This window comes from Rothia sp. SCPM-O-B-18226 (M350) (assembly GCF_058213595.1).
The window spans coordinates 841,228-853,380 of record NZ_JBYQJS010000001.1 but is presented as its reverse complement, the minus strand read 5'-3'; the positions used below and the strand labels follow the sequence as shown (position 1 = coordinate 853,380).

10 protein-coding genes are annotated in these 12,153 nt (G+C 64.4%); all 10 read right to left on the bottom strand.

Features of this window, described 5'->3' with window-relative positions; translation table 11 throughout:
- Positions 1–117 precede the first annotated feature (117 nt).
- Positions 118–345, bottom strand: a complete 228-nt coding sequence (locus AC3E6W_RS03600; RefSeq protein ID WP_490652338.1) for a phosphopantetheine-binding protein — start codon at positions 343–345, stop codon at positions 118–120.
- Between the two features lie 80 nt (positions 346–425).
- On the bottom strand, positions 426–2,126 hold the full coding sequence (locus AC3E6W_RS03595; protein ID WP_490652337.1) for a (2,3-dihydroxybenzoyl)adenylate synthase: 1,701 nt from the start codon (positions 2,124–2,126) through the stop codon (positions 426–428).
- Positions 2,127–2,214: 88 nt separating this feature from the next.
- Positions 2,215–3,612: an enterochelin esterase domain-containing protein gene (locus AC3E6W_RS03590; RefSeq protein ID WP_490652336.1), complete on the bottom strand. Its 1,398-nt coding sequence runs from the start codon at positions 3,610–3,612 to the stop codon at positions 2,215–2,217.
- 529 nt (positions 3,613–4,141) lie between these two features.
- On the bottom strand, positions 4,142–4,945 hold the full coding sequence (locus AC3E6W_RS03585) for an ABC transporter ATP-binding protein (RefSeq protein ID WP_049333362.1): 804 nt from the start codon (positions 4,943–4,945) through the stop codon (positions 4,142–4,144).
- Positions 4,946–4,989: 44 nt separating this feature from the next.
- Positions 4,990–6,117: a FecCD family ABC transporter permease gene (locus AC3E6W_RS03580; protein ID WP_306539633.1), complete on the bottom strand. Its 1,128-nt coding sequence runs from the start codon at positions 6,115–6,117 to the stop codon at positions 4,990–4,992.
- Positions 6,117–7,196: a FecCD family ABC transporter permease gene (locus AC3E6W_RS03575; protein ID WP_490652335.1), complete on the bottom strand. Its 1,080-nt coding sequence runs from the start codon at positions 7,194–7,196 to the stop codon at positions 6,117–6,119. Before AC3E6W_RS03575 ends, AC3E6W_RS03580 begins: the two co-directional genes overlap by 1 nt.
- A gap of 125 nt (positions 7,197–7,321) precedes the next feature.
- Positions 7,322–8,236 (bottom strand): plasmid partitioning protein, encoded by a 915-nt coding sequence (locus tag AC3E6W_RS03570; RefSeq protein ID WP_490652334.1) that lies wholly within the window; start codon positions 8,234–8,236, stop codon positions 7,322–7,324.
- A gap of 150 nt (positions 8,237–8,386) precedes the next feature.
- Positions 8,387–9,796 carry a hypothetical protein gene (locus tag AC3E6W_RS03565; protein ID WP_490652333.1) on the bottom strand — a complete coding sequence of 470 codons (1,410 nt, stop codon included), beginning with the start codon at positions 9,794–9,796 and terminating at the stop codon, positions 8,387–8,389.
- Positions 9,797–9,883: 87 nt separating this feature from the next.
- Positions 9,884–10,963 carry an ABC transporter substrate-binding protein gene (locus AC3E6W_RS03560; protein WP_490652332.1) on the bottom strand — a complete coding sequence of 360 codons (1,080 nt, stop codon included), beginning with the start codon at positions 10,961–10,963 and terminating at the stop codon, positions 9,884–9,886.
- A gap of 348 nt (positions 10,964–11,311) precedes the next feature.
- The gene (rpe, locus tag AC3E6W_RS03555) at positions 11,312–12,013 is read right to left on the bottom strand and encodes a ribulose-phosphate 3-epimerase (protein ID WP_490652331.1); all 702 of its coding nucleotides are present in this window, start codon (positions 12,011–12,013) and stop codon (positions 11,312–11,314) included.
- Positions 12,014–12,153: the final 140 nt, after the last annotated feature.

Genomic DNA, 12,153 nt, shown 5'->3' with positions numbered 1-12,153 from the left:
TACTCCCCCGCCATTCTCAGCTGAAATCAGCCGAAACGGTGAAAGTAGAACACCGAAAGAACACCCCGGGTACCCGCCTGCAATACCGGCAGGCAGGCACCCGGGGTGCGGTAAGGCTTAGCCCAGGCGGGAGGCGAGGAACTCCACGGTCGGGTTCTCCACCAGCTCGGTGAACTCGATGACGGCACCCTCGGCAGCCAGGTCATCGAGCAGGGCGAAGGAACCCATCGAATCCAGGCCCAGCGAGAACAGCTCGGTGGTCGGGTCGTCGAACGCTGCCTGCAGGGAATCGGGCTCAACAATGTACTTCTCCATGATGGGGCGCAGGGTCTCGGTTGCGGACATTTTTCTCCTCTTCGGGGTCGGTCGGGATCGGTCAAAATCCCTCAAAGTAACGGGGCGTAGCCGGCTTAGCCGAAAAGTGCCTAGCCGAAAATTTCGGCCAGTTTGGCGCGCAGCTCGCGGCGAGAAATCTTACCCACGTTCGTGGTGGGCAGCTCCTGCAGAACCTGCACGCGCTCGGGAATCTTGAAGTCGGCGAGCTTCTTCGAGGTGAAGAACTCGTGCATCGTGCGGCGCGGGTTTTCGCCCAGGTCGGCGCCTTCCTGCGGCACAATGACCAGGCCCACGCGCTCGCCCACGGTTTCGTCCGGGATGCCCAGGACCACGGCGTCAAAAACGTCGGGGTGGGTCAGCGCCAGCTCTTCAATTTCGTCCACGGCAATCTTCTCGCCGTTGCGGTTAATCTGGTCCTTCGCACGGCCGGTCACCTCAAGGTACTTGCCGGCAACCAGTCGCACAATGTCGCCGGTGCGGTAGAAGCCGTCCTCGGTGAAGCCGTAACGGTTCGCGTTCTCCTCCAGGTAGTAGCCGCGAATCGTGTACGGGCCGCGGGTGAGCAGGTGGCCGCTCTCGCCGCGCTTAACCGGCTGATCCTGATCATCAACAATCAGGATTTCGTCGTCGGGGCTAATCGGGTAGCCCTGGGTTCGCAGGCGTAGCTCAATCATGTCGGTCGAGCGGGTGTAGTTCACCAGGCCCTCAGCCATGCCGAACACCTGCTGAACGGTGCAGCCGAGCACCGACTCAATCTTGCCCGCAACCGCCGGGGCCAGCTTCGAACCGCCCACCTGCAGGGTCTGCAGGGACGGCAGGGACACGCCGCGCTTCTCCGCGGAGGCGACCCACGCCTGAGCCAGCGGCGGCACCAGCGCGGAGGTGGTCACACCCTCCATCTCAATGAGGTGGAACGCAGTCTGCGGGGACGGATCCGCCGCAAACACCAGCTTGCCGGAGGCACACATGACGCCCAGGATGCCGGGCGAGCTCATCGTGAAGTTGTGCGCGGCGGGCAGCACCACGAGCATGGTCGTGTTGTTGTTCAGCTTGCAGATATCGACCGAGCCGCGCACCGAGTACAGGTAGGCGGCGTGGGTGCGAGGAATCAGCTTCGAAATGCCGGTCGTACCGCCGGAGAGCTGCAGGAACGCCACCTGCTCGCTCGCGAGGGTCTTCTCGGTGTTCTGGATGACGCCGGGCACGAACTCTTCGGCGAGCTCTTCCTCGGTCAGCGGGGTCAGCGGCTCCGCAACATCAATAGCAATCGGCGGCTCCAGGGAGTTCTTGCGCAGCTCGGCGGCAACATCCTCGTGCAGGGCGGTGAAATCTGCGCCGGGGGTCAGCGAAGAGAACACGTGCGCCGCCGCATCGGTGCGGGTCGCAAAGTGCACGAGCTCGGTGGTGCGGTGCTGCGGCAGGCAGAACACCGGCAGCGCAGCTGCCCAGAAAATACCCAGCAGGTACACCAGGTACTCGGCGGTGTTACCCAGCTGCAGCAGCACACGGTCGCCCGGCTGCACGCCAGCCTGAACGAGGCGCGCCGCAGCGGCACGACCTGCCGCCTCCAGCTCACCGTAGGAGAGGCGAATCTGCTGGGGCTTGCCGTCCTCATCGAGCTGCGCGTGCGAGAGCGCCACCAGCGCCGGGAAGTGCGGCTTAGCGCGGCAAGCATCGAGCAGGAACTCGGGGATAGTCTGGTCAATCCAGTAGCCGGCCTCGCGGTACTTCGCGGCAAAAGACTCGGGGATGAGCGGCGTGGGGGCCAGGGGGCTACGTTCTACGGTCATCTTCTCTCGATTTCTGTGTTTCGGTCTTTAGGGTGTTCTCTACGATGAGCACGATGCGGGACGGGGCTGTCTTTACGAGGGTGCAGCCCTACGCGGCTTGTCGCAGGTCTTCCTCGCGGTCCTGCTCGCTGCGTTCAATATTCCGCTGATGAGCATCAATGATACGTTCCAGGGCCGGCACAATGGCACCGCGCCAGCACGCATAATCGTGACCACCGTTGAAGGTCGTGCAACGCGCATTTTCCAGGCCCAGCTTTTCCAGGCGCGCCTTCAACTCACGGTGAGGCGGTACCAGAATCCACTCCTGCTCCCCCACCTCAATCTCAAGGTACAGGTGGCGCAGACGGTCAATCTCACCCGCCGCCTCCAGCTCGTCCAGGCGGTCCATGACCTGCGGCTGCCACAGTGACGAGGACTGCGCAATCGCGCCGCCAAACGCCTCCGGGCGGCTCAGAACCGCTAGCAGGGAGGACAGACCACCCAGCGACTGGCCGTTAATCACAATGTTCTGCGGGTCGGTCTTAATACCGTGCACCGCCTCCAGGTGCGGGAACGCAATATCCACCAGGTAGTCGGCAATCGGGTTGTCGCCGTTCAGCTCCTTCCAGCGGTTCTCACGGCCGCCAGAGTGCAGGAAGAACACGTGCATCGCCGGAATACGGCCCGCCTCGTGGGCGCGGTTGAGGGTGCGCTCCATGCCCTGGCTGAACCACATCTCACCATCAAATTGGATGAACAGCGGCGCGTCCGGGGCGGGGTCGCCCACGCGGCCGAGTACGTACTGGTGGCCGTCAGAGGTCTGCATCCACTCGGGGGCGGGCAGCGCGTCAATCTCTTCCTGAGTCAGGATGAACTCCTGCACCGGCGCGTGCTCAAGCTGCACCACGCCCATGCATCGACCGACGCGGTTGCACACGGTCTCGGGGTTCAGCGGGTCGCCCTCGCCGGCATCCAGGGCGGCGCGCAGGCGCACCTGGTCGTCGTCGCCCAGCCAGGCGGGGCGATCGCCCGGCAGCGCGGGCAGGAAGTTGTAGGAGGCACGCCATGTGGTTTCCATCTGCATGCTCAGCTGCCACCAGCCGGTGCCTTCGATGCGGCTCATGAGGGAACGGTCGAGGTTCTTCTCATCGGTCAGGCGGTTGATGAACATGAGCACCTGCTCCGCCTGCTCGTTGAGGTACAGGAAGGTGACAATGCGCTCGTTCTCGTTGACGGTGCCGTCTTCGCGGTGCACCGGCTCAATAATCGGGGTGCCCTCGGAGACAACCTCAACGATGCGGGCGTTCAGCTCCTCACAGCTGACCGCCTCGGCAATCAGGGCGGTAATGAGGGGGCTATCCACGCGCGGCGCAGGTACGGGGCGCGGGGTCTTGGGAGGGGTCGGACGAACCTGCTGTGCGGAGGCCTTCTCGGCGGCCTGCGGGGTAGCGGTCAGCGTGGTGTCCGCCGGGGCGGTGTCAGTCTGCGTGGTGGTTGCGCTCTCCATGGTGCTTTCGGATTCGGGGTCGTGCGGTCCCTGTCCATGCCTCCTCATCGGTGATATTGCGCGTGAGCAACGTAGCGTGATGTAGTACTCCTTTAGCGGTGAGGAGGAACGTCAATATTGGTTAGCCTCCCCTACCTCACTCTATGGTATCCCTAACCCAAACCTGAGCGAAATAGCGAACAAAAATATGACGTCATCTGAAAGAGAAAAACGCCCCGAAAGAGCCGCGGTGGCAATCGCATAGGGCACAGAAACAAATAAGGCACCGAGACCGTGCATCAAACGCAACAATGTACGCCTCATGCGGCAGTCTCGGTGCCTTACTCAGGGGATTCCCATGAGAGATGGAACCTACCCAGTGCTCGGGTCCGTTCATGCGTCAAAGACGGGCGAGCACCGGGTAGGCGCCCTACGCGCGGGGGATCCTGGGTCCCTCAGATCCTCTCGCTAGCTGCAGAGCGCAATGCCCGGCTTTTCCTCCCGTATAGATACGGGTGGCGCCAACTCCCACGCGGCTTAGGGGCGAAAACTATTCGCTTTCGCGGGCCGCCGAAATAGCGTCGGCGGCGATATGGATGTCCTGGTGTTCCTTCGGAATCACCAAAGGAGTTCCAGTACACGGATCAGGAATAATGATCGATTGAAGATCAAAAACTTCCTGAATTAGTTCCGGTGTAATTATTGCACGAGGATCACCTTGAGCGATAATCCGTCCCTGCTTCATTAACACAACATGAGTAGCATACCTGAAAGCGAGGTTCAGGTCATGCAACACCACGGCAACAGTTCGACCCTCGGCGTGCAATTTCTTGGTCAGGTTCAGCACTTCAATCTGGTGGGTGATGTCCAGATAGGTCGTCGGCTCATCGAGCAGAATCAGCGGGGTCTGCTGTGCGAGGGTCATGGCGATCCACACGCGCTGACGCTGACCGCCCGAGAGCGCCTCAATCGGACGCTCCGCAAGCTCCAGGACGTTCGCGGCCTTCATCGCCTCCACGCAGGCCCGCTCGTCCTCCTCAGACCAGGAACGCAGCAGCGATTGGTGCGGGTAGCGTCCGCGCGCCACCACATCCGCCACGGTCACGCCGCTGGGCGCCTCCGGGGTCTGCGGAAGCATCGCCAGAATCTTGGCGATGGCCCGGGACTTCATCTGCGGCAGCGGCGTGCCATCCAGGCGCACCTCGCCTTCCTTCAGCGGATTCACGCGGGCCAGAGCCTTCAGGGTCGTCGATTTACCGCAGGCATTCGGGCCCAGGATAACGGTCAGCTCACCCTCGGGAACCTGAAAGTCCACCCCGTTGAGCACCGTGTGCTCGCCGTAGGCCACCACCATCTGCTCGCCCTCAAGGCGGCTGGTCACGCTAGTCTTCGTGCTCACTAGCTCCTCGTCCTTTCACGATAAATCAGATAAATCAGGTAGAGACCGCCAATAGCGCCGGTCACCACACCCACCTGAATGATGCGGCCCGGAATAGCGAATCGACCGATGAGGTCGGAACCGAGCACCATGAGCGCACCCATGAGCGCCGAGGAGGTGAAACCCACCCCGCCGATGCGTCCCAGGCTCTTCGCGATGTGCGGCGCGGCCAGGGCCACGAAGGCGATGGGTCCGGTCGTCGCGGTCGCCAATGAGACCAAAAGCACACCGATGAAGAGGGCTGCGACGCGGTAGGAGTTCACGCTCACGCCCAGGCCGGAGGCCACCTGATCGCCAAAACGAATGGCTCCCAGCGGGCGAACCAGCATCAGCAGCAACGGAGTCACGACCAGCAGCAGGCCCAGCAGCGAGTACGTGCGCTCCCAGGTCATATCGTTCAGCGAGCCGGCCAGCCACGAGGCCGCCGTCTGCGCCTGCGTCAGGGAGGCGCGCACGACCAGCAGCGCATTGAAGGCCGCCAGGGTCGAACCCACGCCGATACCCACCAGCACCAGGCGGAAACCGTGCAGACCCGTATTGCGCGTCATCAGCCACACCAGAATCGAGGTCGCCAGGCCGCCAATCACCGCGCCCAGCGCCACCTCCACGGGCCCGGAGTTGAACACAATAATCTGCAGCAGGGCACCGGTCGCGGCGCCGTTCGTGAAACCGATAATATCCGGCGAGCCCAGGGCGTTACCCGAAATCACCTGGAAGATCGAACCGGAAAGGCCCAGCGCGGCACCCACCAGAAGGGCCGCCACGATGCGCGCCGCACGCTGCTGGGCAAAGGTTACCGCAATCGGCTTGCCTTCGCCCAGAAGCGCCGGAATAACCTTCTCAGGGGCGAGCTTGTAATCGCCCTGCAACATGCCCCAGAAGGCCAGCGAAGCGATAGCCGCCACCAGGATTACGTTCAGGATGACCACGCGCCACGGAATCTGCGCGCTGAGCGGCCCGCGCACGGTCAGAACGGGACGACCACCCAGGTCGCGACCGCGGCGGGGATACCCCGCCCCGGCAGCCGCGGAAACAGTAGCCGAGGAAACAGTCGACGCGGAGCGCGCCGAAACAGAACTATTCGACATCAGAGCGCCTCCACCTTGCGACGGGTCATCAGGAACAGGAAGACCGGAGCACCAGCCAGGGTCGCCACGATGCCCGCCTGCGTCTCCTGCGGGGCTACCAGCACGCGCGCCAGAATATCCGCGCTCAGCAGCCACACCGGCCCCAGCAGGGCCGAGCCGTAGTTCACCCAGCGCACATCGTTACCGAGCAGGGCGCGCACCACAAACGGCACCGCCAAACCCACAAAGCTGATGGGGCCCACCGCGGCCGTCGCGGCACCGGCCAGTACCGTCACCGACAGCAGGGTCAGGTTCTGCGTGGTCCGCACGCTCACGCCCAGGCTCGTGGCCGCCTCCTCGCCCATACTCAGGGCGTTAATGGCCGGGGCCACCACAAAGGCGATCAGCACGCCCACCGCAATCACGGGGCCAACGGTCGAGACGATATCCATGCCGCGGCCCTCCAGAGAACCGGAAACCCACAGGCGGAACTCGTTGTACGCATCCTGATTGGCCAGCAGCAGGCCCTGTGCGAGCGCCGACAGCGCGGCAGAAATCGCCACACCCGCCAACGCCAGCTTCACGATCGACCCGTCACGGCCGCGGCCCAGGGTGTACACCAGTATCGCGGCCAGCGCGCCACCAATCGTCGCGGCAATCATGTACTGCCAAATACCCATCACGCCAAACGCCACCACGGAGCCGATGACGGCCACCGAGGCGCCGGCGTTCACGCCCATCAGGCCGGGCTCGGCCAGCGGGTTGCGGGTCAGGGATTGCATAAGCGAACCCGCAATCGCCAGGGCCGCGCCCACGATAATTCCCACCAGGGTACGCGGAACGCGTTGCTCCATGACGATGGTCCGGGCCTCCTCCGAGGCATTCCCGGTCAACACCCCCACCACCTGATTCGGCGGCAAATTATTCGACCCGAATAGCAACGAGGCAACCACAGCGACCACCAGCAGGAGCGCCAGCAGGGCCAGCCAGGCCAGGCGGCGGCCCAGCTTTCGGCCCTGCACCACGGAATCCTTCACGCGGGCCGGGGACGTCGTCATCTCGTGCGGAGCGGGCCTGGGCGATGCACTCTTAACGGTCACATTGCTCCTATAGACATGCTCGATGAGGACAAAAACAGGGGGGCGCGGGCACGGTGCGTGCCGACGCGAGAAAACGCCGGAGCGGGCGGGGACGCTCCCCCACCCGCCTCCGACGTTCAGAGAGGTTAGCGCTTACGAATCACCAATACGGCTGCGGCGGCGACCAGGCTCAGACCCAGAACAATCACGCCGACCCACGGGAATGCGGCGCCGTAGGTCACGGTCTGAACGGTCTTCTCGGCGTTATTCACACTCGAAGCCGATGCGGATGCCGAGGCCGACGGTACGGAGGCGCTGCCGCGTGCGGGGGCGCTCGAGGAGGCCGAAGCGCTCGCGGTAGCCTTCACGGTTTCCTTCGGCTCAGCCGATGCGGAAGCAGACTCGGACGAACCGGCCTCCGCGTTCAGGCGGTCGTACTCCTCCTTGGAGATGACGTTGCCCTCGGCATCGGTGTACACGGTCTCGACCTCGCCGTTCGACTCATCGCCCTGCGAGTTCGAGGAGTCCTCGGAGCCAGTGCGGCGCGAGGAAGACTTCGAGGAGTTCGACGAATCGGAGCCGCCCTCGGAGGTCACGGTGAACTCGGGGCTACGGTTGGTGTAGGCCTCGGTGCCCAGGTACTTGCCGTCCTTATCGTGCTTCTCACCCGTAGCCAGGAATCGCAGGGTGTGCTTGCCGGTGCCAACGTCCGGCAGCACGAAGGATCCGGAGACGTTACCGTTGCCATCGCTCATCTGCTGGTGCACCACGCAGGCACCCTGCGCGGCATCGGAGGGGCACAGATCGCCGTCGTCAACCTTCACCGACACCTGGGTGTTCGCGGGGAAACCGCTCAGGGTAAAGGAAATCACGCCGTGCTCGGTCACGGAGGAGGAGACGGTCGAGGAGGTACCGGGGGTGGAAGCCTTCGCGCCGCCCGGGGGCAGGGCGGAGGCGGTGCCCATTCCCAGACCCAGGGCCAGGGAGGCCGCGGCGCAGGCGGTCAGGGCTTTACGGGTGAGGGGTGCCTTCGAGGAGGCAGCCGAAAAAGGTGCACGCATGGTGGTCCTTTCACATCTTCCGGGGCGGCCGGCGGTCCCGTTGCCGGGCGCCCCGTTGGTTCTGGCCCGGCTCCGCCGCGCTCATTCTCGAAAAAGGCGGCGGAGGTCGGGTGAGCCCTATCGGGAGCGGTCCCGGGCTCTTGGGGGGGGTTACTTGTTCGTGCGTCGGCTGGTCAGCGCCAGGGCCAGAATCACCAGGCCGGCCGCGGAGAGCAGCAGATTATTCGCGTTGTTGACGAACCACTTGGTCGCGCCGGTCAGCTCGGTGCCCTCAACGGTCGGACCCTGAGCGGTCAGGGCCGTGGGGCTGGCTGAGGCGCTGGCGGTCGAACGCGGCGAGGTGGAAGGCGAGCTGGTAGCCTTGGCGGTCGCCTTAGCCTCGGGCTTCGCGGCGGTGCTTTGGGGAGCTTTTTCCTTCGCTTTGGCCTGCACGCGGTTCACGACGGTCTCGGCGGGGGTGACCACCGTGGCGAGCGTCGGCTCTGCCTCGTAGGATCCCAGGTCGTCATCGGATGCGTCCTCGCGGGGTGCCGCGGCACGCTCGACGGTCATGTCGGCAAAGCCAAGCACGGCGTTCTCGGCGCCCTGGTTACCGTTGTGCACGACCACGCGGTAGGTCGCCGATGGCATGGTCTCGCTGGTTTCGTAGCTGAAGCTGCGGTTATCGTCCAGGCGCTTCCAGCCGGAGGCGTACAGCGCCTGCGGGGAATCCCCCAGGTAGGTTGCGGCGTACACCCAGGTGCCCGGTTCCGCGCCCGGAACGGTCACGGTCACGGTGGAGCCATCGCGGCGCACCTGCACACCCTTGCCGTCGGTCAGCGCGGTCGCGTGAATCGCTTCGGGTGCCTCGGTGGGCTTGTACTCGGGGGCGGTGTCGCTGAGCTTAATCTTCTGTCGAATAGACACACCACGGTCGTAATTGTTACCCTGCTTATCTTCTCCGCCCAGGGAGCCCGAGAGGACCTGCACGTTGTGCTCGGAATTTTCGGTAGCCCAGCCTGCCTTAGCCAGTTCTTCAGCACTCAGACCGGTGTTTTCGGTGGTGGGCAGGGGAACCTCAACCTCGAAGGTGCCGTCTTCATTAGCGATTGCCATGAAGTTCGCGGGCGAGTTTCCGCCCTTCTTGGTCAGGGGGTTAATGGCCTGGTGAGCCTCATCGGGGCGGGCGTCCAGGAACTTGACCGCAAATACGGCACCACGGCCGGGGGCATTACTCACGAAGCCTTCACCGCGCACCACAAGCTTGCCTTCGCGCCACTTTTCGGTGGAGATGGTGACATTCGCCTTCGCGGGGTTCGCGGGCTTGGAGTCGGTGGACTTCGGTGACGCGGAGGTGGGGTTCGGGCTAGCAGACTGGGTGGGGTCCGCGGTCTTGCTCTGCTCGGCGCTGGGGGTGGCCGAGGGGCTGGCCGCCGGATCCGAGGCGATTCCAATCGGCAGTTTGGAATCCGCGAATGCGGTCGGTGCCGTCAGGGCCGCACCGGGAGCCACGAGCGCGCCGGCAAGCGCAACGACAGCGCCGTACCGTGCGGCGGCACGGGCGGGGCGGTGATCGGTCATGGTGGTTGTTCCTTGCGAGGTGGTGAGTCGTGCAAGCTTCCCGTAGCGACCGGGCCGCTACGGGAAGCCAGAGGGGGGGGTGAGGGCTTAGAGGGGCAGGGCCTTCTTGACGTCCTCGATAATGCCGTTGAGCAGCAGCGGGCCGCCGGTGGAGGTCCACTTGGAGCCGTCCACGAGAATCACGTGGTCGTCCTTGACTGCCTTCAGGTTGGTGAAGCCGGAGGTTTCCTTCGCCTTATTCAGTGCTTCTTCGGCGCCCTGCAGACCTGCGGTACCCTGTGCGTTCGGGTTCTTCTGGCTTGCGCCGCCGAGGGTGCCGAGGAACATGTAGTCCGCGTCGATGGTTGCCAGGTTCTCCAGAGAGACCGGTTCGGAGTGGCCCTGGCCGTTGCGGTCCTGCGCCTCGGGGCGCTTGAGGCCCAGGTCGTTGAGTACCTGGCCGGCGGGCAGTTCCTTGAGGATTAGGGCGGGGCCGTTGCCCGCCCAGCGGACGATGGAGAAGGTCTTGTCGCCGTACTTGGGGGCCAGCTGCTCCTTCAGTGCCGCTGCGCTTGCCTCGTAGGCCTTGATGACCTCTTCACCCTTGTCGGCCATGTTCATAGCGTTGGCGACGTTGCGGAAGTTGATGCGCCAGTCGCCGCCCGCGTAGCCGCAGTAGACCACGGGGGCGATCTTCTTGAGGGTTTCGAAGGCCTCAGAGCGCTTGTCCACGCCGGTGGAGTCGACCAGAATCAGGTCGGGGTCGAGGTTGCCGATCTGTTCGTAGTTCACCTGGGCAACGGTGCCGATGATCTGAACGTCCTTGGCGCGGTCGGCGAGGTAGTTGGGCACGCCGGACTGGCCGCGTCCGGAGACGGAACCGGCGGGAGTCACGCCCAGGGCCAGCAGGCCGTCGAGGGTCGGCTCGGAGAGCACGATGACCTTCTTGGGGTTGGCGGGAACCTCAACCTTTTCGTCATCGACGTCCTGGATGGTTCGGGTGCCGCCGGAGTTCGAGTCGCCCGATGCGGAGCCGCCGGAGGTGGTGGTCGTGGTGGTCTCGCTACTGCAGGCCGCGAGGGCGAGGGCAGCGGAGGATGCGAGGGCCAGGCCGAAGAAGGCGCGGCGGTTAACGCCCGATGCGCCCTGGTTCTCGGGGTCGGTCAGCTCGGAACGGTTGAAAGACATAGTTCTCCCTAGATATCACTAAACTATACCTAACCTTACAGATATCTGAGTGTTACATCAAGATATTCAGAGTCTCGCATACATTCCCGACGTAACGACCCGCCCTACCGCGGATTTTCAAGGTTTTTACTTTTCATATATTTGTCATAATTTTGCTGACAGGGTGTCAAAATAATCGAGCGAGCGCGCAGAAGTACCTCTCCCCCGCCCCTTTACAACGCGCAAACGCCCCGCCGCGGGGTTCGCGACGGGGCGCCTCCCCATGACGGGGCGTACGTGGTTTCGGTGATGCCTTCTAGGTACGAGCGGGGTGCGCGGGCTCCGGGGTTCCGCCGTCGGCGAGGGCCGCTAGTGGCCGCAACCGCATCCGGTCTTGGAACGCTGCACCGAGGCGGCCGCCGCGCGCAGGGAGGCGATGGCCGCCTCCGGACCGCCCAGCGCCTCGTCCACGCCGTACACCGAGCTACCGGCCACGAAGCAGGTCGCACCCGCCTCGGCCGCACGCAGAATGGTCTCCTCGGTGATGCCGCCGTCCACCTGCACGGTCACCGGCAGGTTCGCGCCCTCAATCGCCTTGGCGACGCGGGCAATCTTCGGCAGGGTCACCTCCAGGAAAGCCTGGCCGCCGAAGCCGGGTTCCACGGTCATAATCAGCAGCATGTCCAGCTCACTGAGCATGTCCAGGTAGGGTTCCACGGCGGTCGCGGGGCGCAGCGCCATGCCGGCCTTCGCGCCCTCGGCACGCAGGGTGCGCGCCAGCTTGATGGGGGCAATCGCGGCCTCCGCGTGGAAGGTCACAGACTCGCAGCCCATGCTGGCGTACTGGGGCGCCCAGCGGTCGGCGTCCTCAATCATCAGGTGCACGTCGAACGGCACCGGCGATACCTCGCGCAGACGCTTGACCACCGGCGGGCCCCAGGTGAGGTTCGGCACGAAGTGGTTGTCCATCACGTCAATATGCGCGGCGTCGGCGGTAGAGATGCGTTCGAGCTCGCGCTGCAGGTTCGCGAAATCCGCCGAGAGAATCGACGGGTTAATGGCAATGCCCATTGTGTTGTCCTTACGTTGCACTCTCCCGCGCTCGGCCCGCGCTCCGGGGAATGGAGCATGGGCCGGGCGGGGCGAGTGACGGTCTAATTTTGCGCGGGTTCGGGTCTGCAATTCCGGATCTGCGGGATTGAAACGCCCGG